The sequence below is a fragment of the Dolichospermum compactum NIES-806 genome, assembly GCF_002368115.1.
Taxonomy (GTDB): Bacteria; Cyanobacteriota; Cyanobacteriia; order Cyanobacteriales; family Nostocaceae; genus Dolichospermum; species Dolichospermum compactum.
Genome location: NZ_AP018316.1, coordinates 3,882,341 through 3,909,184, shown reverse-complemented (window position 1 = coordinate 3,909,184; position 26,844 = coordinate 3,882,341). Strand labels below are relative to the sequence as shown.

The window sequence follows — 26,844 nt, the reverse complement described above, 5'->3', positions numbered from 1 at the left end:
TCACCAATTACCAATTACCAGTTCTAAATACCCAGTCGTTGATAAACTTGTTCTAAATGCTTGAGATGATGTAGTGGATCAAAACAGGCTTCTATCTCTGCGGGGGATAGGTTTTGAGTGACGCGAGGATCTGTACTGATTAAATCACGGAAGTTGCCTTCTGGTTTGTTCCACGCAGTGTGGGCGCTTTCTTGAACTATGGTATAGGCTTCTTCTCGATTTAGTCCTTTGTCTATTAAGGTTAATAACACCCTTTGACTAAAGACAACTCCACCATAACAGTTGAGATTTCGTGCCATGTTTTCGGGATAAACCAACAGTTTATTTACCAATTGGGTGATTTCATGCAGCATAAAATGAGTCAAAATGCAAGCATCTGGTAAAACTACCCGTTCTACAGAACTGTGGGAAATATCCCGTTCGTGCCACAAAGCGACGTTTTCTAATACTGCACCTGCATGACTTCTGACTAATCGTGCCATCCCTGTTAACCGTTCGGAACGGATAGGATTGCGTTTGTGAGGCATAGCGCTAGAACCTTTTTGCCCTTTGGCGAAAAATTCTTCAACTTCTAAAACGTCTGTTTTTTGCAGATTACGAATTTCTACAGCAAAGCGTTCTATAGATGCAGCCAGTAATGCTAACTGTTGCACAAAGTCTGCATGAATATCGCGGGAAATTACCTGAGTGGAGGCAGTATCGGGTTTGAGTCCGAGTTTTGCACAAGCGATCGCTTCTACCCTGGGTTCAATGTTGGCGTAAGTCCCCACTGCACCGGATATTTTACCGACTGCAATCGTTTTTTTGAGAATTTGCAAACGTTCTTGGTGTCGCAACACCTCCGCTAACCAACCAGCTAACTTAAAGCCAAAGGTAATAGGTTCAGCGTGAATACCATGCGATCGCCCAATCATGACCGTATTGCGATGTGCAGTAGCTTTTCTCCGAATAGCCTCAATCACATCTTCTAGGCGTTTTGACAACAGATCCAGACTAGCAACTAATTGTAGTGATAAAGCAGTATCCAAAACGTCAGAACTAGTTAAACCTAAATGAATATAGCGTCCTGCATCACCTACATATTCATTAACATTTGTCAAGAAAGCAATCACATCATGACGAACTTCCGCCTCAATTTCCAGCACCCGTTTCGGGTCAAAATTCGCCTTAGCCTTAATTTCCTCTACTGCTGCTGCTGGAATATAACCCAGTTCCGCCTGTGCTTCGCAAACCGCGATCTCTACATCTAGCCAGGTTTTCAGCTTATAGGTTTCACTCCACAAATCGCCCATTTCGGGCAAGGTATAACGCTCAATCACATTCGGACATCTAATACAACTGTCATATTTTACATTGGAAATTACCCACTCTTAATACATATCCCTCCCAGATAACCGTCATATTTCAATTCTCCAAATTTTTGGTTCTTCGGTACTTGTTATGCTGAAGTGAGGAGTTGAGAGAAGGGAACAGGGAACTCTTAACTGGGAACAGGGAAAAAATTTTAATTTTCTAGTTTTTTAATAAGACTAATAATCATTCTGCTTTCCTCTTTTAACAAATTAAGAATCATTTCTATATCTTTTTCTGAGCATAATCCTACTCGCTTAGATAGAAACAGCCAGAATGATTATCAATTAGCTACCAAATCGTAGTAGAAAAACATGGTGGTGAAATTTATTGTGTATCTACTCCCGGAGAAGGTTCTGAATTTATTATCAAAATCCCAGTTATCTCGAACCACTCACAAAAAAAACAGCAGATTTTAGGAGGTAGGGGCGCAGGGCCTGCGCCCATTATGCAAAAATCAGAAGAAAATATAGAAGCTACAATCGCCAAGGGTTAGGGGTGAATTTGGCTTAAAATAAACCGCAAACGATCATAATCATCTTTGAGTAACATACTCAGATGTCTTCCAGCTTTAATCAACCATTCTCGATCAGTTTTTCGTAACTGATATACTCCTCTAATAGCAGCGGCAGCTAAAGAATCTACAGGCGCACCACTAATAAAAAGTAATGTTCGTAAAAAATCTAATTCTTCCGTAAACTGAATAATTTCTTCTGCTTGACAGTGATTAACAGCTTGGTGGATTTGTGGTGGACGGGGTGGTAAGTATTGATATACTCTGCCGTTATTACCTATATTTATAGACTTTTCCTTAAATCCCACAATCGCCGCTCGAAATTCAGTTTTGAGCATAGAAAATATCTGGGGTTGTTCCTCACGCAAAGCTTCTAAAGATAATCCCAATGCAACTGCCCGATGTACAGAATCAATAGGCATAGTTGTGGCATGATAAACTACAGCATAAACTTGATTACCAGATTCTTCATCCACAGCACAAACCCAACTCCCAAAAGGTGGCATTGGTGGAAAACTCAAGTCTTCTGGTTCTAAACACTGAGCCAAAAATTCCGTAGTTGTTGTTTCAATTATCTCTGCAAAGTGATGAGAATGGCGATTTTCAATAGCAAACTGTGGTAAAGGTAGACGCATAAGCAATTAAGGAACAGGGAACAGGGAACAGCAAAATCATTTATGTAATTAATTCTGTCGCATTATTCACAGTAAGCTGTTACCCAGCTAAATTTAATATTTGGCAGCCTAGAGTCCTTCTAGTAAGGCTTTTGGGAAAAAAGCAAATGCGTAACAGCTTAGTTGCAGAATTTTTTTAAATTGCCATTAGTCAATAATCTTAGTAAATAACCAATAACCACTGACTAATGACTAATGACTAAATTACTATTTCCCTTTTTTCGGAACTGTAGTTTCAACAGGTTCTAATTCTGTTAAGCGGAAAGTAATTATTTTATCCCAATTACCACCTTCAAATAATACAGCCACTTTACCATCACTCACTCGTTGGACAAGTCCTTCAGACCGATAATATGTATCTGCGGGATTTTTGACGCGAACAGTTACTCCAGGCAGTATCATCATATTTACCCTCAATAGTTTCCTATTAATAGCTTAATGCTTATTAGGGAACAGGGAACAGGGAATAGAGAACAGGGAATAAGGGAGAAATTTCAGGCTCTATTGTTCAATTTCTTCCTCCGAACTCCGAACTCCGAACTCCTGACTCCTCTTTAATAATACTTTTGCCGTTGACGATAATTAGCTACAGATTCTACTATGCCGATCGCAATAAAATTAGTCAGCATTGCTGAACGTCCATAACTCATCCAAGGTAGGGGAATCCCCGCCACTGGTGCTAAACCAACTGTCATACCAACATTCACAATCAGTTGAAACACAATCATAGATAAAACACCTATAGCTAAAAGTGAACCAAAGTTATCTTTGGCTGTTTGAGCTACGTGAAGCAGGCGAAAGCAAATCAAGCAAAAAACTGATAGTAAGATTAAGCACCCCACCAGACCAAATTCTTCAGCAACAGCGGAGAAAATAAAATCTGTGTGCTGTTCAGGAACGAAATTGAGTTGAGTCATAGGACCTTTAAACAAACCCCAACCCCAAACTTCACCAGCACCAATAGCAATGCGAGATTGAATCAGGTGATAACCAGAGCCAAGAGGATCATGTTCAGGGTTAATAAATACACTAAGTCGGTTTTTTTGATACTCCTTTAACACATGATTCCAGGCAAAAATGCCTAATTCGCCACCGAGGAGATTGAGACATAATGATACGATAGTACCAATACCAAAACGCTTCCAGGGGAGACTAACCCAACCAACTATCCCCATCGCTACTGCCCATAGTAAACCCAATATACTCAAAGATATTTCTTTAGATAAGACTATGGGTGTGGATAGTGGCCAAGATATACTAAATAGAATTGCTGCTATGACCGGGGAAATCATGAGTATTAACCAGCAGGGGTTAGCATTTGCCCAGTACAGCATTCCTAAAAATATTGCTCCAAATACCAATGATGTTGCCAAGTCTGGTTGTAAAAATACCAATGCCCAAGGTACAGCCGTAATTGCCAAGACACGGAAAACACTCTCAATAGTAGAAGCAGTTTGTTTATGTAACAATGCAGCTAAGGTAATGATTAGCCCTACTTTGGCAAATTCTGAGGGTTGGACATTAAAACCGGCAATACTGATCCAACGCTGTGCGCCTTTGGCACTAGTACCAGCGAGCATCACAGCGATTAAACTAAAGTTGGTCAGCCCGTAGGTGAACCAATGCCACTGCATTAAGTTTTCATAACGGCAACGAGCTAAAAATAAGGCAATAGTTGAACCAATCGCCGCTATCAGCCAGTGCCACCACCAGTCAGTTACAGGTTGCTTTAATTCTGTACTCAGAATCATTAGCCCCCCGAACATACTAACAGCAACGGGGAGGATAAATAGTAGCCCATCCATTTGTTGCCAGGGTTTAAGCCAGGATTGCCAACGCATTTTCGGGAACAAAGGTTTTAATAACATTGTGTGAGGAGGAAGTTGGGCAGGGGAGTAGGAGAGTAGGGGAGTAGGGGGCAGGGGGGAAGGGAGAAATTTGCTTCTTTCTTCTTCTTTCTTCTAAACTCCTGACTCCTGACTCCTTTTTTACTTATGTCAAAGCATTAACGGAAACTTTACCTGCTACAGTGAGAGCGATCGCCTTCAATGCTCTAGCAGCGGCTGAATTAGGTTCACCAATCACTATCGGCACACCACTATCACCCCCAATTCTTGTAGAAATTTCTAACGGTACACATCCTAACAGGGGAACTCCTAATTCTGCGGCTGTTTTGGAACCACCACCAGAACCAAAAATGTCATATTGCTTATCCGGTTGATCTGGGGGAATAAAATAGCTCATATTTTCCACAATTCCCAAAACTGGAACATTTAACTGCTGGAACATCCGCAGCCCCTTTCGGGAATCCAACAAAGCCACAGTTTGTGGTGTAGTGACAATGACTACCCCTGCCATTGGTACAGCTTGGGTTAAAGTTAATTGAGCATCTCCAGTTCCTGGGGGCATATCCACAATTAAATAATCCAGTTCTCCCCATTCCACTTGATATAGGAATTGACGAATTACACCATTCAGCATCGGACCGCGCCAAATTACTGGCTGATCTCGATCAATCAAAAAGCCCATGGAAACAAGCTTGACACCATGATTAAAAGCCGGTTCGAGAATGTCCCCTGCTTCTGTAGAACGGACATTAATTTCGGAATCACTCAAACCCAACATGGTGGGATCATTAGGTCCATAAATATCTGCATCTAATAAACCGACTTTTGCCCCAGTTTGTGCTAAAGCTACGGCAATATTTACAGCCACGGTGCTTTTACCAACACCACCTTTACCGCTAGAAACAGCAATAATATTTTTCACCCCTGGTACGCCATTACGGTCTGGTAAGCCTTTTTGCTGGGGTGTTTCCGCTGTTACTTCTATACTCACATCTGTTACCCCAGAGAGTTTTTTCACAGCTTTTTGACAATCTTCGACAATAAACTCCCGTAAAGGACAAGCCGGAGTGGTCAACACCAAAGTGAAACTAACCTTGCCACCGTCAATTTTGACGTTGCGAATCATATTTAATTCTACCAGACTTTTGCGAAGTTCTGGATCTTCTACTGGTCGCAACACTTCTAGGACTGCGTGGGAATCTAGGATATCATACATAGTGTGTTTACCGTTGCCGCTGACTATAAAGCTTAAAAAATTTTCATTGACAGATACTAGAATCTTAACTTTATTGGGGTAATTGTTTAGTTGTCAGTTCTGAGAAACCAGAATCTTGTAGGGGCAAACCCCCCGTGGTTGCCCCAACGGGTAGGCACGGGGGCGCTACCCCTACATTAAATCCAAATCTTTTATATAATTAATTAGGATTTACGCATTGACAAGATTTCCAAAATATGTAACGTAAATTTTATCCTTTGTAGGGTGCGTCAGACACGATATTTTGACAAAAAAAAACAGATTCCCTCTATCTGACGCACCCTACTCAATAAGTTATTCCCAAAGCCGAAAACGACGCAATTTCCTTCATTCATATCATGGTAAATTAGTGAGCGTGCGTAAGTCCTATTAATTTTGCCTGTGTACTTAATCAAGGATATCAAAAGTTGCAACTTAGGAAGGGCTGGTAAAATATATATCCCTTAATCAGTATTAATCCCCCAATTTTTTTAGCTGTTGATATTGCATATTCTGAAAAAACGTTATAACTTGTTAAGTTGTAGGGGAATAATTTATTTTGTCATCGCAATAGCCAATCGTTAATTAAGTAGATATACTACATTTAAGTGGTTCTACATACAAAAGAATCCACGTTTCTAGAAATTCAAGAAACTGTTAAATATGATGCAGTTTACAATACCTTTGCCATTTCTTATAGATTGGGTTAAGTGACAGTGTAACCCAACGCATTTATTGGATTATGACTCTTAACCAACCTAAGAATCCAGGCTTTTTTAAGTTAGGCAAAGGTATTGAGTTTAATTTTGGTCTTTACTGACATTTAGTATTTTGAATGAATTGATATTTGCTATTTCAAAGTTATGATGAAAATGGCATTAGAGAATAATTAAAGGTGCATCTACTCCCAACAAATATACTATCTAAATGGAGTTAGTCTGGTAATGCAACTAAACAAATTAGAGACAAGTAAAAATATAGAAAATGAAGCATGGCAGGCATTAGAGAATTCAATTCTCTACTACAAAGGTCAGCCAGTTGGTACTGTAGCGGCTTATGATTCATCCGTCGAAGCATTAAATTATGACCAATGTTTTATCCGGGATTTTGTTTCCTCGGCGTTAATTTTTCTGATTAAAGGCAGAACAGATATTGTCAAGAATTTCCTAGAAGAAACATTAAAGTTACAACCCAAAGAAAAGGCATTAGATGCCTATAAACCCGGTAGAGGATTAATTCCAGCCAGTTTTAAAGTTGTTTCTGCCAATGGGGAAGAATTTCTAGAAGCTGATTTTGGTGAACACGCGATCGCTAGAGTCACACCTGTAGATTCTTGTTTATGGTGGTTAATTTTATTACGTGCTTATGTAGTTGCTACTAAAGATCCTTCTCTTGCTTATCAACCAGAATTCCAAACAGGAATTAGGTTAATTATGGACATCTGTTTAGCTAATCGGTTTGATATGTACCCGACGCTATTAGTTCCTGATGGCGCTTGTATGATAGACAGACGCATGGGAATTTATGGTCATCCTTTAGAAATTCAAGTGCTGTTTTTTGCCGCTTTACGTGCAGCCAGAGAACTGCTAATTTGTAAAGGTAATGAGGATATTGTAGAAGCAATTGATAACCGCTTACCTTTATTATGTGGGCATATTCGTCAGCATTACTGGATAGATATTAATCGTCTGAATGCAATTTATCGCTTTAAAGGTGAGGAATACGGAAAAACGGCGGTTAATCTTTTCAATATTTATGCCGATTCTTTACCTTATTATGAGTTAGATAAATGGCTACCAAAAAAAGGTGGTTATTTTGCGGGAAATGTCGGACCATCACAAATGGATACTCGGTTCTTCACCCTGGGAAATTTGATGGCTGTGATTTCTGATCTTTCTACAGAGGAACAGTCCCAAGCAATTATGAATCTGATTGAAAAACGATGGGAAGATTTAGTCGGAGATATGCCTGTTAAAATCTGTTATCCGGCTTTACAAGGTGAAGAATATCGAGTTGTGACAGGATGTGACCCGAAAAATATACCTTGGTCATATCATAATGCTGGTAGCTGGCCTGTTTTAATGTGGATGTTAGCAGCAGCGGCGGTGAAAACCAAAAAACCACAGTTGGCAGAAAAAGCAATTGCCATTGCTAAAGTCAGATTATCGGAGGATGAATGGCCAGAGTATTATGATGGGAAAAAAGGGAGATTAATTGGTAAACAAGCTAGGAAGTATCAAACTTGGACAATTGCTGGTTATTTATTGGCTTTGGAACTTATAGATAATCCTGATTATTTACCATTAATTAGTTTTGATAAGTTACCTCCAGATGTGGTTTCTAGAGCTTGTGAATTTGAAGTTGGCAATATAGATCCTTACATAAATCTTTAATTGTCATCCCGGCTTCGTTGCGGAGTCGGGAATCTAATATACTTACATACAGCAATACCTTGTCCAATTATCAATATTGAATATTTTTAAAGCCAATCAAATATTGTGTATAGAATACTCTGATATAAGAAAAAACATATTCAGCTAAGTTCTTGAAGTTACTCTTTCACGTTTAAATACTACCAGACCAATGCTCAAGTTCTCCACAGAAATGACTCCATCAGAATTGCATTCTGCCATTATCCGTGATCCACTGATAGTTACACCGGAGACTACAGTGATGGGAGCGATCACACAAATGAGTGGCGTGAGAGTTATCTGTAATACAACTAAAACAACTGATGGACAACCAGAAGAACTGCATTTAGAAGCAAGATCAAGCTGCGTATTAGTAGTAGAAGCTGGGCAATTGGTGGGAATTTTAACAGAAAGAGATATAGTGCGATTGAGCGCCCAGCAACGTCATCTAGAGAATTTAGCCATCAAAGAGGTAATGGCATTTCCGGTTGTCACCCTGTACGAGTCAGAATTTAGCGATTTATTTGCGGCGATAAATCTACTTCAACAGTATCATACACGGCAAATACCCGTTCTGGATGAGCAAGATCAGGTCGTGGGATTGGTGACTCATGAAAGTTTACGACAAACCTCTCGTCCTATAGACCTGTTACGGTTACGGACAGTCTCAGAGGTGATGACAAATCATGTAATTTGTGCCGCACCAGATAGTTCCATGTTAGCGATCGCCCAACTCATGGCGGAAAATCGGGTAAGTTCGGTAATAATTGTGCAAAATAGTGACATTCAGGCTCAATCTCTGCAAATTCCCGTGGGAATGATTACCGAGCGGGATATTGTCCAATTTCAGGCATTAGGCTTGCACCTAGAAACCTGTTTAGCCGATGCAGTGATGAGTACACCGATTTTCTACGTCACGCCAGAGGATTCCCTATGGGCAGTACAGCAGATCATGGAACAACGCTTAATCCGTAGATTAGCCGTCACAGGATCACAGGGAGAATTATTAGGAATTGTCACCCAAACTAATCTCCTCCAAGCCCTGAAGCCCTTAGAATTATACAGACTGGCAGAAGTATTAGAAGAGAAAATATTGCGGTTAAAAGCCGAAAAAATTAAATTCCTAGAAAACCGTGCCATTGAACTAGAAAAAGAAGTTGCAGCCCGGACGATCGCTTTCCAAACCAAGATAGAGCAGCAAAAATTGGTGACAACCATCGCCACCCAAATCCGCTCATCCCTGAGTTTACAAACCATTCTGGAGACAACAGTTACCCAGGTGCGGTCATTATTGGGTTGCGATCGCGTGAATATTTGGCGATTAAATAGTAATGGGGAAGTCATTACAGTTGCCGAATCCACAAATTCCTCCCTATCTCTGATCGGCAGACAAACCAAAGATGCTTGTTTTTCGCAAAACCAAGTGGAAATGTATCGCCGTTGCTTAGTGTCACTCAAAGACCGCCATTGGGATGATGAAATATGGTCTCCAGAAATTCTTGATTACTACTGGCAAGGACAGCCCCGCATCGTCGCCGATGTCATGAAAGATATTTGGACAGATTGCCTCGCAGAATATTCCCTGGAAGGTCAAATCCAATCCAAAATCGTCGCCCCCATTTTACAAGAAGTACGAGATGGAGACAACAATCGCTGGATTGCCACTGATAAAAACAACAGACTTTGGGGAGTTTTAGTCGTTCATGCTTGCCTAGAACAACGAGTCTGGAAAGACTCCGAAGCCCAACTTCTTCAACAAATTGCCAACCAATTAGCGATCGCTATTCAACAAGCTAATCTTTTCGACCAGTTACAGACAGAATTAGCCGAACGTTTGCAAACAGAAGCAAAACTCACTGAAACTAATCAAAAACTCGCCATCTCCAACGAAGAATTAGCCCGTGCCACCCGCCTCAAAGACGAATTCTTGGCCAACATGAGTCACGAACTCCGCACCCCCCTCAACGCCATTTTAGGACTCACTGAAGTGCTGCAAGATAATATCATTGGTACAGTCAATGAACGCCAACTGAAAGCCTTAAAGACCATTGAACGTAGTGGTAATCATCTCCTGGAATTGATAAACGACATCCTCGATGTAACCAAAATTGAAGCCGGACAAATCGAACTGGACTTAACAGCAATTTCTGTCAATCATCTGTGCCAATCCAGCGTAGCATTTGTTAAACAACAAGCACTGAAGAAAAATATTCAGATACATATCAATGTTGAAGAAAATCTACCTAACCTATTGGTAGATGAAAGACGGATTCGTCAGGTATTAATTAATCTGCTCAATAATGCCGTGAAATTTACTCCAGAAGGAGGACAGATTACCGTAGAAGTTACTCAAGTTACCTTGAATATCAATGATTCTAGTCTCAAACCTGGCCTACAAATTGCAGTTACTGATACAGGCATCGGCATCGCTCCAGAAAATATCCATAAACTATTTCGGCCCTTTATTCAAATAGATAGCGCCTTAAATCGCCAATATTCAGGTACAGGTTTAGGACTAACATTGGTGAAGCGAATTGTCGAATTACATGACGGTAATGTGGGATTAACCAGCGCACTGGGTGTAGGTAGTTGTTTTACCGTCGAACTACCCTGTTGTTCCGCATCGGAAATTATGGTCAATTATCAATCAACTGCTAGTTCAACAATAGATACCTCAGACGATACAACAGTAGCAAACCAAACCCCACTAATTTTACTGGCAGAAGATAACGAAGCCAATATTATTACGTTTTTTAGTTACCTCGAAGCTAGAGGCTATCGCGTTGTGGTAGCAAGGGATGGTCAAGAAGCCATTGACATGACACAAACTCATCAGCCAGATTTAATTCTCATGGATATTCAAATGCCGAAAATGGATGGTATCGAAGCTATGAGACAGATTCGCCTCGATGCTAACTTAATTGATACACCGATAATTGCCCTGACAGCATTAGCCATGACCGGCGATCGCGATCGCACTCTAGAAGCAGGAGCAAATGATTATTTAACCAAACCAGTTAAACTTAAAGAACTGGCTATCTCCATCCAAAAACTTTTAAAATAAATGTAGGTTGGGTTGAGCGATAGTAAAACCCAACATCATAGCGGTATACACTCTTTGTAAGATACAGTCAGTAAATTGTAAAACCTGTAGGGGCGGGGTTTCCCTGCCCTCGATTGTATTGCATCCGAACGATAACCGCTATAGTCTTAACCGAACAGGATTGAAATCTGCTGTATCACCCCCCTTCCATGACAAATCCCCGTCAATTAGCCTTTATTGCTCTTAAAGAAGTTCACAAAGGAGCTTACGCTGATGTTGCTTTAGACCGAGTGCTACAAAAGTTTAAGTTACCCGACAACGACCGCCGATTAATGACAGAATTAGTCTATGGTAGCGTCAGAAGACAACGCACCCTAGATGTCATCATTGAGCAACTTGCTACCAAGAAAACCCCACAACCCAAAGACCTCCGCACCATTTTACATTTGGGTTTTTACCAACTGCGTTATCAACAAAGAATCCCCATTTCTGCGGCTGTAAATACCACCGTTGAATTAGCAAAAGAAAATGGTTTTCCTGGTTTAACTGGATTTGTCAATGGTTTATTACGTCAATATCTCCGACTTGTAGAAAAGTCATCAGAACCGTTACAAATACCAGAAAATCCCGTAGAAAAATTAGGAATTTTACACAGTTTCCCTAATTGGATCATTGAACTTTGGTTATCACAATTAGGTTTTGAGGAAACAGAAAAACTTTGTAATTGGATGAATCAAACCCCGACGATTGATTTACGAGTAAATATTCTTCGCAGTTCTTTAAAAGAAGTAGAATCAGCTTTTGTATCTGCTGGTATTTTAGTGAAACCGATTCCCCATTTACCCCAAGCTTTACGATTAATTGGTAATAACGGCGCAATTCAAAATTTACCTGGTTTTCATGAAGGTTGGTGGACTGTCCAAGATAGTAGCGCCCAATTAGTTGCTCATTTGCTTGATCCTCAACCCGGTCATGTTGTGATTGATGTTTGCGCTGCACCAGGGGGAAAAACTACCCATATTGCGGAGTTAATGGGGGATAAGGGCAAAATTTACGCCTGTGATAAAACTGCTTCCCGATTACGCAAATTAAAAGAAAATGCTCAACGTTTAAATTTACAATCTATCGAAATTTGTCCAGGAGATAGTCGCAACTTACCGCAATTCTATAATACTGCTGACCGTGTATTACTTGATGCTCCCTGTTCCGGGTTGGGAACTATGCACCGTCACGCTGATGCGCGTTGGCGACAAACACCAGCTTCTGTTCAAGAACTTTCCCAATTACAGAGAGAATTATTATCACACAATGCAACTTTTGTCAAGACTGGCGGCGTTTTAGTTTATGCCACTTGTACACTGCATCCAGCAGAGAATGAACAGGTAATTTCCGAGTTTTTAGCTGCAAATCCCCATTGGCAAATTGAACCTCCCAGCTTTGATTTTGCCGATATTTCTCCCCTGGGGTGGTTGAAAGTTTGGCCTCACCAACAGGATATGGATGGTTTTTTTATGGTGCGCTTAAGAAAAACTAAGGATTCCGAGTGAATACTAATAGTGATTGTAAGATTTAATCAAAGCCCGAATCTACCAGAGGAGGCAGTGATGGTTAATAATTCTCATGTAAAAAACCTAGTAAAAATCCTGATTGGAGCCGCTTGGATTGATGGCAAAATCCAACCAGAAGAACGGCAATATCTGCGAGAAATAGCCCAAGTTAAAGGTTTAGCCAATGATCCTGAGATTAAACCTTGGTTGTATGAATTAGTGCCAGTCAAGCCAAATGAGTGTTATCAATGGGTCAAGGAGTATTTAGGCGATCGCCCCACTCAGGAAGATTACGAGGATTTAATTGAAGCTATCAGTGGCTTAATTTACAGTGATGGTGATGTAGCCGTTGAAGAAGCAAGACTCCTCTCCCAATTGGAGGAGTTAAGCAAGTCTAGTGAAGCTCACCCCAGCATTCACAATACTTTGCTTAGACAAATTCAAAAGCTTTATCGTCGTTGGGTGGATGTACAGAATTAGGTAATGGGTAATGGGTAAGAGAACTCCACAAAAAAGATGATCCAATCTTGTGGGATGGGCATCTTGCCCGTCCTTGTATTATTGGCAGGCAAGATGCCTGCACCACAAGAAATTTTGGGATATTTTTTTAATTGGAAGTCTCTAATCGGTGATGGGTGATGGGTAAAACATTCTTGCCTATCACCAATTACCAATTACCAATCACCAAATCTATTCCTTTTCTACCTTGGGGATAATGTCGGGGCGTTCCTTATTTTCCCAACCGGGGGGACGTTTGGAGTTGTACCAAGCAATTGAACCAATGGTGACAGCAGCGATAAAACCCACCACATACACCAAAGTAAAAGCTAGGGGAAAGTGATTTCCGGTATCTGGTACTTGGACTTGGAGCAATAAATAACTCATGAGTATATTGGTCTAATCTAGGTTACACTTCTTAACAAAGTATAAACTGAGTTCATCACCTACATCTACCCCAGGAAAAATCTTTGCTGTTTCTAGGGAATAGGTCATTGGTCATTGGTGAAAACTATTCTTCTTTCTTCTTTCTTCTTTCTTTCTTCTTTCTTCTTCCTCCTAAACTCCTGATAGCGTAGCATGGCGTTAGCCATACTCCTGACTCCATACTCCTGATTTTAATTATTTCCTGAAGAATCGGGTTTAAGTCTTTCTCTCCAGGAAGGTTGTGATGATGAAGATCCTCCAGAACTGTTGTTTTCTGAAGATGATCTAGAAGGTCCTGATTCCTCACTGCGTCTGCGTCGAAAACGAGATGATTGAGAAGAGGAATCGCTATTGGATTCTTCACTGCGTCTGCGGCGGCGACGGGTAGAATAAGATGTATCATTATCATCTTGACTATAGCGTCGTCTCCGTCTTGGCCGATTTTCTGCTGAATTTGATGAATAGTCCGATTGATTGTATGTTCTTCTGCGTCTGCGTCTAGTTGAGGAATCAGAATTATCGGTATTATCCTCATTTGATTTTTGATTATTATCATCAACCGACTTATGGACAAGTTTTTTCGGTTTGAGAGGTTGGGCTTTGATTGTACCTTTACGATTTTCTAAATTAGGTCGTGGGGGAAACTTTTCTACAGGCATTCCCTCTACGGCTTTTTCCATAAATTCATGCCAAGCATAAGCCGCACTACCACTATTACCATAGGTAGGGGTGTTGTCATCATTCCCTAACCAGACCCCAGTAACTAACTGGGGAATATAACCAATAAACCATAAATCACGGGATTCATCGGTAGTACCTGTTTTGCCGGCAACTTGTCTATCATTTAATTGAGCCGCAGCGCCGGTGCCATCGGTGACAACATTTCTTAACATCCAAGTCATGATGGCACTACTATCAGCATCTAGAACTGGTTTGGACTTATATTTAGCCGCCCAGATCACATCTCCTTCGCGGTTGAGGATGCGACGAATGCCATGAGCTTCTATATAATTGCCTTGATTGGCGAATGTACCATAGGCGTTGGTCAATTCTAGTAAGTTGACTTCATTAGAACCAAGAGCCAAGGAATAGTTAGGTTTGAGTTCTGACTTAATTCCCATGTCATGGGCAAGTTTAATAGTTGGTTCAAAACCTATTTCTATTAAGACTTTTACCGCAATTGTATTGATGGATTTGGTGAGCGCGTCTCTGATATTTAACCAACCGGAGAATTTGTCATGGGAGTTTTTCGGCTCATAACCATCTATTGATAAGGGTTCATCTAAATAACTATCATAGGGACTTTTACCGGTAGCGATCGCTGTAGCATAGACAAAACCTTTAAAGGTTGATCCTGGTTGTCGTTGGGCTTGGGTGACGCGATTAAACTGGTTTTTACCAAAGTCTTTACCACCGACCATTGCCTGAATTTCTCCACTCCCAGGCTCTATGGCAACCATAGCCGCTTGTTTAAAGTTTTGCCACCGTCCCTCATTTTTTAATATCTTAGCAACTGCGGCTTCTGCGGCTTTTTGCGAAGTTGGGTTTAAGGTTGTTTCTACTATTAAACCACCACTAGCCAAAACATCTGCGGAAACGTGCTTTGGTAATTGCTGTTGAACGTAGGTGGTAAAATAGGGAAAATCAACTTGTAACCGTTTGGGTAAATTGCTGTTAACTGTTAATGCTTCCTGAGTAGCGGTTTGTTTTTCGGCTGGTGTAATTATGCCATCTTCTAGCATCCGCTGTAATACCAGATTGCGCCGTTCTGTAGCTGTTTTGGGGTTTTTATCGGGGGCGTAGACGTTAGGTGCAGGAGCTAAACCAGCCAATGTAGCCATTTCTGATAAAGTCAGTTGATCTACGGATTTACTAAAGTATACCCAAGCGGCATCTCCCACGCCATAAGCCCCAGAACCTAAGTATACGAGATTGAGATAACGTTCCAGAATTTGGTCTTTAGTCAATTCTCGCTCTATTTTTTGGGATAGTCGGACTTCTTTGAGTTTACGCCAGAAGGTTTTTTCTTGTTTGAGGAAGAGAATTCGCGCTACCTGTTGAGTGATGGTGCTACCACCTTCTACCACATTTTGCGATCGCAAGTTATTGATAACTGCTCTGGCAATTCCCTGGAGATCAAATCCCTGGTGTTGATTAAATCTTCTATCTTCTGAAGCAATAAAAGCTTTCCTTAAAGTATCTGGGATTTGCTCTATTTTCAACTGCTCTCTGGTTGCTTCTCCCTGTTGTTGTAGCACACTACCATCAGCAGCTTTAATCGTCAGTGTTTGCTCTCGTACCAATGCTCTGAGTGCAGACTGATCTGGTAAATTTTTATCTATTTCTAAGATTGTGTAATGGAAAGCCATGATCCCACTACCAACACCTAATCCTGCCCAAAACCAAAAACGACGATAAAAAGGTTTATCGCTGCTGGCTATTCTGCCCAAGATTCCAGATGATAGAGTTGTCACCTGAGTTATTAACTGCTTTGCCTTTACCTGCATTTTCGGTAGTAATTTTTCATTTGTGGACTTGTGATTTTGTTGATGATTACTCAATGGCAATAGCAGTTTCTCCTGTTTGGTTTGAGTGTAATATATTGGCGTTAATATAATATCACATATAATACCCCATAAGTTATTAACTTAATTCACGCTGAATATATGTTTTCTGCAAAGCTATATTATTGATATTCATATTATTAATGACAATTAATTCATGCAATTATCGCATGAGAAAAGTCTGAAAATTGGTCAAAAATCTCTCTCAGTATATGCTGTAAACAAACTTTACAAATACTCTCCGAGAGGAAAATGTTACAACTCGCTGTAACATTAATGCGAACTGCCTACTAATATAGAAATTAAGTAAGTAGTTGGAGTCACCCTTAACTATCAGGGTAAAAATCACAAAACAATTAGGAAGAAAGCCCAGTGGTTAAAAATCAGTCTAAACAGCACTCACAACCACAGGTCTCTAGCACAGAGACAAAAGTTGCGGAAAACTCCTTCCAGAAGCAACTGCAAGAATTGCTGAACCAAAAAAAATATCGGCAAGCATTAGAAGAAATTAAGAAAAATCAGCGATTACACCCTAATATTGAATTTACACCCCTAGAATCAGAAATTTGGTTGCTACGGGGTCAGCAAGAATTTCAGAAACAAGATTTTAAACAGGCAGAAAAATCCTTTGCTCGCGCTCTAGAATTTGGTTTAGTGGGAGAAGTTCACTACTGGCAAGCTAGATGTTTGCTGGAATTGAAGCAATTAGATACAGCATTAAAATTGCTGAAAAATGCCTTTGAGGCAGGTCATCTACCGAAAGAGTACAGCATCTCTTACCCAAAACTCTTGTTACTCAGAGGCGATACCGCTACAGTTGAGCAATTAATTCAAGAACAATCCAAACGCTTTAGTGCTAACCAACTCCACTGGGTACGAGGTGTTCTGGCACTCAAAAAGGGGCAACCAGAGACAGCTTTGACATCTTTTCAGAAAATTAAGCGAGCCGTCACCGATGGAGATTTGCCCATAGCTTGGATTGTTTATACTCAACAAGTCAATGGTAATTGGGATGCTGCGGCCAGTCTTCTGGGGCTGAAATCACTTTCATATGGTCAACCAAAGTATTTGGAGCATCCAATTTTAGAGCGATTGGCGATTTTTCAACAGGGGAAAACAGCACAAAAACCCTTCCAATCTATAAATTCACGGGCAACAGTAGATAAAAATAGCCAAGAGGCATTAGCAGTATTGCGAATGCTGCAACTGATTGACCAAGATAATCACCAGGATGCCGCCCATTTGCTATTGAGAATGGAGCGACGTTCTCCACATTTTCCAGAACTAGAAAGTCTCCGTCCACTGCTGTTTACCCTAGCCGGACAACAAGCACTGAATCAAGGAGAACCAAGCTGTGCCGAACTATTCTGGCAACCTTTGTTGACAGAGCAACCCTTTAACCCCCAATTGGCAATCAATCTCTTAGAAGTTTTCGATGCTAATGATCACGATCAAGAACGTTCACGCCTGTTGACACGGTTTTTGAAGTGGTTAGAACAGGAAGCAAAACGAAAACCTCAAGAATGGCCTGCACAACGATTGAAAGCGACCCAAGCACATCTCCACTGCTGGATGGCAGATGCTTACATGGCAATAGATCGCTCTCGTGCCGCTTTGGGATCTGTGCAACAAGCAGAACGGATCTGTCCGACATCGCCAGAAGTGCTGGGACGTAAGGGATTAATTGAAGCAGGAGAAGCAAATTATGATGAAGCGATCGCACTCCTGACCCAAGCAATGGAAAATGGATGTCGGTATGGAGAAGTTTATGGAATGTTGCTGCACTGTTGGAAGAGACTAAATAACAAACAGGCATTCAATGAAGCTCGGCGCAAATTTGGCAAGCATTTTGGCGATGTGAATATTGAACCTGAAATAGAAACATTGCCTTGGGTAGATGCTCTCTCTACCTTAAGTTATCCCTTATTTAGTCGTTTTGTGGAGGCAGAAGATCCGAAAGATCCGGCTATTCGTGCTTGTCAAATATTCGTGAATTCAGTCCAAAGTCCCCCCAATTCCGGTGGACGGGTTTCATTAGACCAAAAAGCCGCAGCCCAAGTATGGGAGACTATTCTCCAAAGATTAGCAGGTAAAGAACAAATTTCCGTATTGCAGGCGATCGCTCTTTCTATCCAACTCTTTGCTAAACGGGAAAAAGGCATCGCCGCTTTAATAAGTCAGTATCAACAAAAGTTAATCAACCTATCCATAGAATACCCAGAAGCTAGAGTTGCCAATTTAGTTATCTTAGCCGTCAAAGAAAATAGTCCCAAAAAACTAGAAATTCCCGTGCGTTCCTATCTCGACACCATGCCCCAACCTGGCAACGCTATCGCAAATATTCAACTTCAAGCCCGCCGTTTTGGTGAAATTACAACCCTTGTGCCGTTCCTAGATGAAGCACTACGTCGAGAACCACAAAACCCTCTATTGCTATTAGCTAGAGCCACTACCTATCACATTGATCACCCAAACTATGAACAATTAAAGCAGCAGGGATTTGAATTAGCCCGTCGTCTCCAGGATGCCAAAGCCTTACAAGCATTTCGAGAAGAACAGGTATTTGTTAATGATAGAGAAACCCAGAGTGCCATGCCAGATCCAGAGCGATTTGACAATCTTGATATGTCAGATATGGATGATTTATTAGAAGAGATGATGAAAGAATTATTTGGCGACAAAATGTCTCAAGCGGATTTTCAACGGATGCTTCCAGACCTCAGGAAAAAGATGTTAAACACTATGCCTGATTTCGCAGATGATGAAGATGAAGATGAACACGAAGATGAGGAAGATGGAATAGATTTAGACTTTCTCTTTAGAAACTCATCATCTCCATCTAAAAAACGCAAGACTAGAAAAAAAGCAGGTTTTCAGGAATTACTTTAAAAGTCAGATATCAAAAGTAATGAAACGCAGATAAACACAGATAAGGACTGATAGTTCAATTAATGTCATCTTCATTGGAAATTATTTATGGCTGACTACTACGAACATTTAGGAATTTCACGAGGAGCAACCAGCGCCCAAATTAAAGCGGCGTATCATGCCAAGTTACGTGAATTCCCCGCGCATACTTATCCAGAAGAGTTTAAGGCAATTCGAGGAGCTTACGAGGCACTTCGCAAAGGAGAGACCAATCAAGCGGATGAGTTCTTGAAATTGCGTCCCCTAGAAGCAGAATTGAATCCAGAGATATTAAAACAGTTGCGAGAAAAAGCCCTGGCTCAACTAGAAGTTAGCTTAGATGATCTAATTCGTGCGACATTTTAAATAATTCGTAATTCAAAGAATCTACAAAGCTGATACAGCACTTCCCAATGTTATGAGGTACAAGAACCCCACCCCCAACCCCCTCCCCGCAAGCGATGAGGGGGCTAAGATGTATCTCATAAGAGCGGAAACCGCTGTAAATCACCAATCACCAATGACCCATGAGCAATCACCAATCACCAATGACCAATGACAAAGAAGCTTTATTTGCCAATTTTCTAGATTATTTACAATCAGAACAAGCACCTCCTGAATATTTAGGTGAACCACCATCATCGGCTCATGCTTTTGATCCCTATCAAATGGTATCCGAATGGACTGCTCTCCGCCATGAAGTTAAACAACAGGGTAAATTACTGCATTCTACCCAAGATGCTCTGGTACAAGCATTAGCTGTGATTCGGACAGAACAAGAACAGATGCCCATGCGTTTGGAAGAAATTCAAAAACAAGCATCGGGAAAATTTGAGCAGCAGCAGGAGAAACTCCTCAAAGATTTGCTGGGTGTTGTGGATGCTTTAGATCAGGCTTGTACTTACTGGCAAGAAGAACTAGAAGCATTATCTACTACCTCAAACTCAAAACCATTAATCCAAAAAGGCTTCTGGAAAAAGCTAGTTGATTGGATCAATGGTAATTATACTCAATCTAGTGAGCCAGAAAAATTACCAATATCAGAATCATTAACGGAAATTTTTACCAGTAATCAACAGGGAGTAGAGTTAATTAGGCGATCGCTTTTAGAAATCCTCAAACAACGCCGTGTTGTTCCCATTCCTGCCCAGGGTAAAGCTTTTGACTCCCAAACCATGTATGCTGTGGGACGTGAATCAAGGGCAGATGTCACAGAAAATACGGTGATACAGGAAGTAGTCAGGGGTTATTTATGGGGCGATAAAGTCTTGAGAGAAGCACAGGTGATTGTAGCGACACGAAAATAGGGGAGTAATTATTAAGCGATTACTAGGGAGTGCTATCTCTATTCCTATGGCTCCTGCGTCGCCACGCAAGCTATCGGAACGCTACCGCGAACGAGTCCCGACAGGGATACGCTATCGCTTAATAATAATCACAACTCACAGGAATAGCGATTCCTACGGAGAGGAAACTATTTGAGAACTATTTAACTTTGAATTTTTTGAGCTATAGTATTGTCATACAGAGTTATGACAAGCAAAAATATGAGGGTTAATGCAAGGCTCGATAGCGATCGCGCTAGTAAGTTTAATTACATTCGCCAGCGGACAAATCAAGGTGTGTCTGACATTATGAAAGTGGCGATCGATCTTTATTATGAAAAATTACATCAAGAATCCCCTGTAAAGCCTTTGCAACTCCTTAGAGAATCAGGGCTGATTGGTTGTGCTGAAGGGGACTCTGATTTGTCGGTTAATTACAAGCAATATCTCACTGAAAGTCTTAACGAAAAATATGGTCATCGTTGATTCTGGCTTTTGGATAGCACTAATCAATCGCCGTGATGATTATCATGTTCTCGCTCAAGAAGTTCTAGATACGATTGATGAGCCTCTGGTTACAACATGGTGTGTGATTACGGAAGCTTGTCATATTCTCTTGAAACGTACAGGTACAAATGCTCAACAGACGTTTATTCATAGCTTAGAAATTGGTGCTTTTGAGGTTTTTGATCTTAAGGTTCAAGATGGGAAAAGAATCAGTGAATTGATGAATCAATATAGTTCTCTGCCAATGGATTTAGCGGACGCTTCATTGATTATTCTTGCCGAACATTTGGGGCATGGGCGGATTCTATCTGTTGATTTTCGGGACTTTAATACTTACCGCTGGAAAAATCGTCATCCTTTTGAGAATTTGATGTCTATTAACTAAAAATCATGACTCACAATAATAGCGATCGCCTTGAGGAGATAGATGTAGATGTGATTGCGGCTAAAGTCCAAGTGTAAAGTAATTTCTCTAGCATCAGTTTGATATAATATTTAAAAATTTGCGTAGTTGCGGCTTAACTTGAAATATTCTTGTATAGGGTTTTCAAATTTATTAGGACTTACGCAACTGGCACAAGCGATGGTGCGGCTACGCTGCACCGAGCGCCTAAAGACTAAACCATTGACATAGCAATATCTGGACGTTTTAGTTGTCCTATTAAATAATTAGAAAGCAAATTATGCTTAATTTGATAAATAGTTTGACCTGTGTTGTAAGCTAAGTTTTTTAGTCTTAGCCAAACCAACATAGCACAAGCTATATGATTTCTTTGAAGACGACCTTTGCGACACTGACATGATTCAATGCCAGTTAATTGTTTTATCTCCCTGTGAAACTCTTCTATTTTCCAACGGATTTTACACACCTGTTGTGTAACATCCATAGAACTCATTTTTTAAATAATAATTAATTTTATCGTGACTAATATTGTCTAAATGTTCTGCTAGATTAGTCATTGTGTAGTTGATTTGACTGCTAAGTAAATACTGGCAGTAATTAAGTTTAGTAAATTTCATCGTTAATTAATTTCTTAATGCACCCTATCATCATTCTCTCATAAAATTAATACCCGTCATTTATTTAATCTATTACTATTAACAATTCTCAATCAGTCTGATTCAATAACATCTTCATTATTGCAGTACACATATACTAATAATTAGCGATCGCTGTGCCAGTTGCGTAAGTCCTGATTATTTTAGAACGGATTACTTTCAATATCTCGTTGAAATCAATAAAAAGGGTCTTGGTAACAATACCAATATATTCCCAAGCCAAATACAAGAGTTTCCGCTTTTAGATATATCGGAAGAAGAACAACAAAGAATTGTTGCTGAGATAAAAACAGAATTGGAAGCCCAAGAAACAATCAGAACAAAGATACGAAAAGAACGTAATAAAATTGATTTAATTATAGAAAGTGCAATTAAAAATAGCTAAAAGTTAAAATTTTAAAGGTACTTTTCATTAAACATAATCCCTAACAAAATCCGACGTGCTACAGAAATGTAACTATCAAACTTAGAACAAAATATCACATTTTCGCACTCCGCAAAAGTTTCAACTGAAATCAATAAGATGCCAGTGTCAAGAGCTTTTTGGTAAGCTAGATTAGCAGTAGAATCAGGAGATAAAACAGCACTAACCAAGACATTAGCATCCAAAACATAGCGATTAAGCATCACTGTTAAGTATCTCGTTTAACAGTTCTAAGGTTAGTCCATTTGCCTGAGCTTCCGCCCCTAAATCCGCCGATATATTTTTTAAACGCAGATTTTTAATCTTTACCAAATCCTCATAATCATTCATCGAAATAATAGCCACATAATTGCGGTCATGTTCCTTAATAAGAATGGGTTCTTGTTGGGCGCTATCCATAATGTAAGCAAAATCTTTCTTTACTTCTGAAACTGAAACTTGTCGCATTGCATTTTGTTTGAGAAATAACTCTAGTCATTGTAACATACCCTGTAGCGCGATCGCCCTCTATTAAAACAGCGATCGCTCCGTTAAGGTTAATTCATTTCCAGTTCAATTACTTGAAGATTGTGACTATCTTGTTAAGATTACAAAGGTAATTGACAATTTTCTCCGCAACGCAAGCGATCGCGCAAGTGCTGACCTCTAAGTTATAATTAGTGGGCATACAAGTCTGCTTTTAGTATGTGGAGGGTATTTACTCGATTGATTGGGGAATAGAGGTGGAATTAATACCCAGAGGTTTGGGATCGGTGAATTGAGGGTTTTGGGTGATGCGTTACGCTGACGCTAACGCATCCTACAAGATTGTGCGATCGCATTACAGCTTACCAACTAAGAATTATGAATTATTTGGTCAATATCTTGTAATATTATCCCTAATGGTGAAGCTGTCATGCTACCAAAATAAGGTATTTTGTAATTACATACAGTGTAAGCTTGTGCGATAGTGCCAGGGGCAAAAAACTTTTAAATTTAGAATTATGAAAGCAGTCGGTATTGATTTAGGGACAACAAATTCCGAAGTAGCAATTGTCGAAAACGGACAGGTGCGGGTATTACCAGGAGAAGATGGCGACCTGATTTTACCTTCCTGTGTGGGATTTAGCGATACGGGTAAAGTGCTGGTGGGACGAGAAGCACTACGTCAATATGCTGCTGCTCCTGAACGCACCGTGAAATCAATTAAACGCTGGATGGGAACTGACCATAAAACCACTTTAGGGGATAAAGAATACTTACCTCATGAAGTTTCCGCTATTATTCTCCGCGCCCTCAAACAACGGGCTGAAAATGCTTTAGGAGAAACAATTACCCAAGCAGTAATTACAGTTCCCGCTTACTTTACAGATGCTCAACGCCAAGCAACTAAAACCGCTGGAGAGATTGCTGGTTTGGAGGTACTGCAAATTATCAACGAACCAACAGCAGCGGCTTTAGCTTATGATTTGCGTTCCGAAGAGACAGAACGGGTTCTAGTTTATGACTTGGGTGGTGGTACTTTTGATGTGTCGGTAGTGGAAATTACAGGCGAAGTCACAGAGGTATTAGCAACTCATGGTAATAACCGCTTGGGTGGAGACGATTTTGATCGGTTGTTGCAACTTTATCTAGTGGATATATTTCGTAAACAGCATGGTGTGGATGTTCCAGATGATGCTGTCACCCAAGCGCGTCTTTTACGAGCAGCCGAGCAGTTAAAAATTGATTTGAGTTCCCATGCTTTTGCCACAATTCGGGAAGCCTTTTTAGGTACTAAAGGTAAGACTGCACTCCATCTAGAGACAGAAGTACCGCGAGCAGATTTGGAAAAATTGATTCGCCCCTTATTAACAGAAACTTTAGAGGCCATTGACCGCGCTCTCACCGATGCAGACCTATTACCCGGTGATATTGACCGAATTATCTTAGTGGGTGGTTCGACACGCATTCCTCTAGTTCAAGAAATGATTTCAGAACATCTGGGACAGACTCCCAGTGATGGTATTCAACCAGACCTTTGTGTGGCGTTGGGAGCAGCTTTACAAGCTGGGGTGTTGGTGGGAGAATCTGTGGATGCCATTCTTGTAGATGTGATTCCCCATTCCTTGGGTATTGCTGCGGCTGTGACTACACCAATGGGAATTATGCCCGGTTACTTCAGTGTGATTATTCCCCGTAACAGCGTTGTTCCCGTTTCTCGCTCTCAGGTTTATTACACCGTGTCTGATGAACAAGAAGTGGTAGAAATTGAAGTTTTTCAGGGAGAAAATGCGATCGCCGAAGAAAATGTGCCTTTAGGTGATTTTAGAGTCGAGAATTTACCACCCAAACCCGCAGGAGGTATTCAAGTTGAGGTTCACTTTGACTTTGATATCAATGGCATTCTCACCGTCACCACTACTGAAAAAGGCAAAGGACAACAGGGAACGCTAGTAGTCAATAATGCAGGGATTGAAAAACTTTCTAGCCATGAATTGAAGCAAGCAAGGGCAGATTTAGATGCCTTGTTTGAGGCTGATGAAACTATCGAAATCTCCACAGAAGAGACAATCTCAGTAGTAGAAATAGCTCCAGAATTAGCAGCACTTTTAGACCGCGCTCAACAAACATTGTCCACACTAGATTCTGAGCAAGCAGAGGAATTAGAAGACTTATTAGCCCAGATTGAAAATGCGAATGCTAGTAAAAGTGCAGAATTATCCCAGTTACAAGAAGAACTCTCAGATTTTCTTTACTACGCTAGTACGAATGATGAATAGGGAATAGAGAGTGGTAATCATGAAATGTCCTGTTTGTAATGCAGTTTATCGTCCGACAAAGGGAGCAGGAGTAACAGGGGGAGAAACTGATAGCCAGATTTCTCCATTGCCTCCCCATTCCCCAACTTGTAGACGCTGTAAAGCCGATTTATCTGACTTGATTACTTTGCATGATCAAGCCATTTGGTATCACAGACAAGCCCTGGATTTATTTTCAAAAATGCGTTATTCAGAAGCAGCAACGTACAATAATCAAGCTTTAGCTTTGTATTATGGTAATGCAGATTTCCATGCCTTAGCGGGGAAATTATCGGCATTGCAGGGAGAATGGAGAGAAGCGATCACATCTTGGCAACAAGCGCTCAAATTTGACCCAAAAAATGCGATCGCTTATGATTGTCTAGAAATGATCAAGTTATCTAAAAGCAGTTGAGACATAGACTTTTGCAAAATTACAAAAAACCCAGATGTGTAGGAGTCTTAGAGAATGGTACAAACTGCGGCTAGAACTGCGATCGCCCTTGGTAGTAACATAGGTAACTCCCTAGCCATTTTAACAGGAGCTTTAGAAACCTTAGCCCAAACATCAGGCATAACCATACAAGCCCAATCTCGTTGGTATCGTACCAAAGCCATAGGCCCAACTCAACCAGACTACTTAAATGGTTGCGCGATATTATCAGTGCAGATTTCACCACAAGCCTTATTAGCCCAATTACTCACCATTGAACAAAAGTTTGGGCGTGTGCGTCAGGAACACTGGGGTCCACGTACCTTAGACTTAGACTTATTATTATATGATGACTTGATTTTACAGCAGCCAAATCTACAAATTCCCCATCCTCGCATGGCTGAACGAGCCTTTGTTTTAGTCCCCCTGGTAGAAATTGCTCCAGATTGGATAGATCCTATATCTCAAAGAGTAATTCAAGATTTACTACTAGAAATCAACACAAATGATGTACATTTATTGTAGTGGGTAAAAAAATTACCATTTTTGCAACCCAAAAAGAACTGATAACAACAGAAAACCCCCGTATACGTTCTCTGTATTCACAGACGGTAGAATTTACTATGCCATTAGGTAGAGAATTACCACAGTTGCTCAAGCAACGCTTGTTTTATAAAGGACGCAAGTTTAACTTTGAAGTTAACCGCTTGCGTTTACCCAACAAAGCCGAAGGGGAATGGGAATGTATTCGTCATCCCGGTGGCGCTCTGGTTATACCCATAACCGCAGACGGTAAGCTGGTACTTGTGCGTCAATATCGGTTTGCAGTACAGGGAAGACTATTAGAATTTCCGGCGGGAACTGTAGAACCCAATGAAGATCCTTTAGAAACAGTCAAACGGGAAATTGCAGAAGAAACTGGCTATCATGCTCGTCAGTGGGATAAATTAGGAGAATTTTTCCTTGCTCCCGGTTATTCTGATGAAATTATCTATGCTTTTATTGCTAAAGATTTAGAAAAGCTAGAAACACCACCAGTACAAGACGAAGATGAAGATATCGAAACAGTATTACTAACTCCTGAAGAACTGGAAAAAGCCATTTTGCAAGGAGACCCTGTAGATGCTAAATCCATTGCTAGTTTTTTCCTCCTGCGTTCATTTTTAAAATAGGTCATTGGTCATTAGTCATTGGTCATTGGTAAATAATTGGCTGACTCCCAACTCCGTGACTCCTGACTCGGTGACTCCTGACTTGGTGACTCCCGACTGCTATAACTAGCGGGAATAACTGGTTGCTTGACACTCTCCGGTCTAAAGACG

General features: G+C 40.6%; 22 protein-coding genes and 2 pseudogenes. 14 read left to right on the top strand and 10 right to left on the bottom strand.

The window, feature by feature from the left end:
* Window positions 1-23 precede the first annotated feature (23 nt).
* Window positions 24-1,319 carry an adenylosuccinate lyase gene (gene purB, locus CA730_RS18405; RefSeq protein WP_096669488.1) on the bottom strand — a complete coding sequence of 432 codons (1,296 nt, stop codon included), beginning with the start codon at window positions 1,317-1,319 and terminating at the stop codon, window positions 24-26.
* A 311-nt stretch (window positions 1,320-1,630) separates the two neighbouring features.
* Here purB and CA730_RS25755 point away from each other — a divergent pair.
* Window positions 1,631-1,846, top strand: a pseudogene (locus tag CA730_RS25755) (hypothetical protein); the annotation flags it as partial.
* On the opposite strand, the gene CA730_RS18395 reads toward CA730_RS25755, so the two are convergent.
* The 4 genes from CA730_RS18395 to CA730_RS18380 form a co-directional block, all read right to left on the bottom strand.
* Window positions 1,843-2,499, bottom strand: coding sequence for a hypothetical protein (locus CA730_RS18395; protein ID WP_096669486.1), 657 nt, complete (start codon window positions 2,497-2,499; stop codon window positions 1,843-1,845). The pseudogene CA730_RS25755 and the gene CA730_RS18395 overlap by 4 nt on opposite strands.
* A gap of 246 nt (window positions 2,500-2,745) precedes the next feature.
* The gene (locus CA730_RS18390) at window positions 2,746-2,940 is read right to left on the bottom strand and encodes an NAD(P)H dehydrogenase subunit NdhS (RefSeq protein ID WP_096669484.1); all 195 of its coding nucleotides are present in this window, start codon (window positions 2,938-2,940) and stop codon (window positions 2,746-2,748) included.
* A 152-nt stretch (window positions 2,941-3,092) separates the two neighbouring features.
* Window positions 3,093-4,406, bottom strand: coding sequence for a rod shape-determining protein RodA (rodA, locus tag CA730_RS18385; RefSeq protein WP_096669482.1), 1,314 nt, complete (start codon window positions 4,404-4,406; stop codon window positions 3,093-3,095).
* A gap of 124 nt (window positions 4,407-4,530) precedes the next feature.
* Window positions 4,531-5,601 (bottom strand): Mrp/NBP35 family ATP-binding protein, encoded by a 1,071-nt coding sequence (locus CA730_RS18380; RefSeq protein WP_096669480.1) that lies wholly within the window; start codon window positions 5,599-5,601, stop codon window positions 4,531-4,533.
* A 962-nt stretch (window positions 5,602-6,563) separates the two neighbouring features.
* Between CA730_RS18380 and CA730_RS18375 the strand changes: the two genes are divergently transcribed.
* From CA730_RS18375 to CA730_RS18360, 4 genes are all read left to right on the top strand, one after another.
* The gene (locus CA730_RS18375; RefSeq protein ID WP_096669478.1) at window positions 6,564-8,012 is read left to right on the top strand and encodes a glycoside hydrolase 100 family protein; all 1,449 of its coding nucleotides are present in this window, start codon (window positions 6,564-6,566) and stop codon (window positions 8,010-8,012) included.
* A gap of 190 nt (window positions 8,013-8,202) precedes the next feature.
* On the top strand, window positions 8,203-11,094 hold the full coding sequence (locus CA730_RS18370; RefSeq protein WP_096669476.1) for a CBS domain-containing protein: 2,892 nt from the start codon (window positions 8,203-8,205) through the stop codon (window positions 11,092-11,094).
* Between the two features lie 188 nt (window positions 11,095-11,282).
* Window positions 11,283-12,620 (top strand): 16S rRNA (cytosine(967)-C(5))-methyltransferase, encoded by a 1,338-nt coding sequence (locus CA730_RS18365; protein WP_096669475.1) that lies wholly within the window; start codon window positions 11,283-11,285, stop codon window positions 12,618-12,620.
* Between the two features lie 57 nt (window positions 12,621-12,677).
* Complete coding sequence (locus CA730_RS18360; RefSeq protein WP_096669473.1) at window positions 12,678-13,100, top strand: tellurite resistance TerB family protein; 423 nt, start codon at window positions 12,678-12,680, stop codon at window positions 13,098-13,100.
* Between the two features lie 210 nt (window positions 13,101-13,310).
* On the opposite strand, the gene psb35 is transcribed toward CA730_RS18360, so the two are convergent.
* Both psb35 and CA730_RS18350 read right to left on the bottom strand, forming a co-directional pair.
* Window positions 13,311-13,505 (bottom strand): photosystem II assembly protein Psb35, encoded by a 195-nt coding sequence (psb35, locus tag CA730_RS18355; protein WP_096669471.1) that lies wholly within the window; start codon window positions 13,503-13,505, stop codon window positions 13,311-13,313.
* Between the two features lie 230 nt (window positions 13,506-13,735).
* Window positions 13,736-16,111: a transglycosylase domain-containing protein gene (locus CA730_RS18350; protein ID WP_407919742.1), complete on the bottom strand. Its 2,376-nt coding sequence runs from the start codon at window positions 16,109-16,111 to the stop codon at window positions 13,736-13,738.
* 369 nt (window positions 16,112-16,480) lie between these two features.
* Here CA730_RS18350 and CA730_RS18345 point away from each other — a divergent pair, with 369 nt between their 5' ends.
* From CA730_RS18345 to CA730_RS18325, 5 genes are all read left to right on the top strand, one after another.
* Window positions 16,481-18,997 (top strand): tetratricopeptide repeat protein, encoded by a 2,517-nt coding sequence (locus CA730_RS18345; RefSeq protein ID WP_096669469.1) that lies wholly within the window; start codon window positions 16,481-16,483, stop codon window positions 18,995-18,997.
* 87 nt (window positions 18,998-19,084) lie between these two features.
* Window positions 19,085-19,381, top strand: a complete 297-nt coding sequence (locus CA730_RS18340) for a DnaJ domain-containing protein (RefSeq protein WP_096669467.1) — start codon at window positions 19,085-19,087, stop codon at window positions 19,379-19,381.
* 182 nt (window positions 19,382-19,563) lie between these two features.
* Entirely contained in the window at window positions 19,564-20,322 is a 759-nt protein-coding gene (locus CA730_RS18335; RefSeq protein WP_096671640.1) for a nucleotide exchange factor GrpE, read from the top strand.
* Window positions 20,323-20,562: 240 nt separating this feature from the next.
* Window positions 20,563-20,826, top strand: a complete 264-nt coding sequence (locus CA730_RS18330; protein ID WP_096671638.1) for a ribbon-helix-helix domain-containing protein — start codon at window positions 20,563-20,565, stop codon at window positions 20,824-20,826.
* Window positions 20,813-21,232 (top strand): type II toxin-antitoxin system VapC family toxin, encoded by a 420-nt coding sequence (locus CA730_RS18325; RefSeq protein WP_027249567.1) that lies wholly within the window; start codon window positions 20,813-20,815, stop codon window positions 21,230-21,232. The genes CA730_RS18330 and CA730_RS18325 overlap by 14 nt, the downstream gene beginning before the upstream one ends.
* Before the next feature lie 232 nt (window positions 21,233-21,464).
* Here the strand turns inward: CA730_RS18325 and CA730_RS25230 are convergent.
* The 3 genes and pseudogenes from CA730_RS25230 to CA730_RS18305 form a co-directional block, all read right to left on the bottom strand.
* Window positions 21,465-21,740: pseudogene (locus CA730_RS25230) on the bottom strand (transposase); the annotation flags it as partial.
* 562 nt (window positions 21,741-22,302) lie between these two features.
* Window positions 22,303-22,533 (bottom strand): hypothetical protein, encoded by a 231-nt coding sequence (locus CA730_RS18310; protein ID WP_231939876.1) that lies wholly within the window; start codon window positions 22,531-22,533, stop codon window positions 22,303-22,305.
* On the bottom strand, window positions 22,526-22,777 hold the full coding sequence (locus tag CA730_RS18305) for a type II toxin-antitoxin system Phd/YefM family antitoxin (RefSeq protein WP_096669465.1): 252 nt from the start codon (window positions 22,775-22,777) through the stop codon (window positions 22,526-22,528). Before CA730_RS18305 ends, CA730_RS18310 begins: the two co-directional genes overlap by 8 nt.
* Window positions 22,778-23,313: 536 nt before the next feature.
* Here CA730_RS18305 and CA730_RS18300 point away from each other — a divergent pair.
* The 4 genes from CA730_RS18300 to CA730_RS18285 all read left to right on the top strand — a co-directional run bounded on the left by CA730_RS18300 (window position 23,314) and on the right by CA730_RS18285 (window position 26,694).
* A complete protein-coding gene (locus CA730_RS18300; RefSeq protein WP_096669463.1) occupies window positions 23,314-25,071 on the top strand; it encodes an Hsp70 family protein in 1,758 nt (585 codons plus the stop codon).
* A 19-nt stretch (window positions 25,072-25,090) separates the two neighbouring features.
* Window positions 25,091-25,504, top strand: a complete 414-nt coding sequence (locus tag CA730_RS18295) for a tetratricopeptide repeat protein (RefSeq protein ID WP_096669461.1) — start codon at window positions 25,091-25,093, stop codon at window positions 25,502-25,504.
* A gap of 54 nt (window positions 25,505-25,558) precedes the next feature.
* Complete coding sequence (gene folK, locus CA730_RS18290; RefSeq protein WP_096669459.1) at window positions 25,559-26,047, top strand: 2-amino-4-hydroxy-6-hydroxymethyldihydropteridine diphosphokinase; 489 nt, start codon at window positions 25,559-25,561, stop codon at window positions 26,045-26,047.
* A gap of 98 nt (window positions 26,048-26,145) precedes the next feature.
* Window positions 26,146-26,694, top strand: coding sequence for an NUDIX hydrolase (locus CA730_RS18285; protein ID WP_096671636.1), 549 nt, complete (start codon window positions 26,146-26,148; stop codon window positions 26,692-26,694).
* The last annotated feature ends 150 nt before the right edge of the window (window positions 26,695-26,844 follow it).

Coding starts and splice junctions, on each gene's coding strand:
- CA730_RS18335 (WP_096671640.1), top strand. CDS start 19,564: ATGACCAATGACAAAGAAGCTTTATTTGCCAATTTTCTAGATTATTTA.
- CA730_RS18365 (WP_096669475.1), top strand. CDS start 11,283: ATGACAAATCCCCGTCAATTAGCCTTTATTGCTCTTAAAGAAGTTCAC.
- CA730_RS18360 (WP_096669473.1), top strand. CDS start 12,678: ATGGTTAATAATTCTCATGTAAAAAACCTAGTAAAAATCCTGATTGGA.
- CA730_RS18305 (WP_096669465.1), bottom strand. CDS start 22,777: ATGCGACAAGTTTCAGTTTCAGAAGTAAAGAAAGATTTTGCTTACATT.
- psb35 (WP_096669471.1), bottom strand. CDS start 13,505: ATGAGTTATTTATTGCTCCAAGTCCAAGTACCAGATACCGGAAATCAC.
- CA730_RS18330 (WP_096671638.1), top strand. CDS start 20,563: ATGAGGGTTAATGCAAGGCTCGATAGCGATCGCGCTAGTAAGTTTAAT.
- rodA (WP_096669482.1), bottom strand. CDS start 4,406: ATGTTATTAAAACCTTTGTTCCCGAAAATGCGTTGGCAATCCTGGCTT.
- CA730_RS18340 (WP_096669467.1), top strand. CDS start 19,085: ATGGCTGACTACTACGAACATTTAGGAATTTCACGAGGAGCAACCAGC.
- CA730_RS18375 (WP_096669478.1), top strand. CDS start 6,564: ATGCAACTAAACAAATTAGAGACAAGTAAAAATATAGAAAATGAAGCA.
- CA730_RS18390 (WP_096669484.1), bottom strand. CDS start 2,940: ATGATACTGCCTGGAGTAACTGTTCGCGTCAAAAATCCCGCAGATACA.
- CA730_RS18380 (WP_096669480.1), bottom strand. CDS start 5,601: ATGTATGATATCCTAGATTCCCACGCAGTCCTAGAAGTGTTGCGACCA.
- folK (WP_096669459.1), top strand. CDS start 25,559: ATGGTACAAACTGCGGCTAGAACTGCGATCGCCCTTGGTAGTAACATA.
- CA730_RS18310 (WP_231939876.1), bottom strand. CDS start 22,533: ATGCTTAATCGCTATGTTTTGGATGCTAATGTCTTGGTTAGTGCTGTT.
- CA730_RS18285 (WP_096671636.1), top strand. CDS start 26,146: ATGCCATTAGGTAGAGAATTACCACAGTTGCTCAAGCAACGCTTGTTT.
- CA730_RS18295 (WP_096669461.1), top strand. CDS start 25,091: ATGAAATGTCCTGTTTGTAATGCAGTTTATCGTCCGACAAAGGGAGCA.
- CA730_RS18325 (WP_027249567.1), top strand. CDS start 20,813: ATGGTCATCGTTGATTCTGGCTTTTGGATAGCACTAATCAATCGCCGT.
- CA730_RS18370 (WP_096669476.1), top strand. CDS start 8,203: ATGCTCAAGTTCTCCACAGAAATGACTCCATCAGAATTGCATTCTGCC.
- CA730_RS18300 (WP_096669463.1), top strand. CDS start 23,314: ATGAAAGCAGTCGGTATTGATTTAGGGACAACAAATTCCGAAGTAGCA.
- CA730_RS18395 (WP_096669486.1), bottom strand. CDS start 2,499: ATGCGTCTACCTTTACCACAGTTTGCTATTGAAAATCGCCATTCTCAT.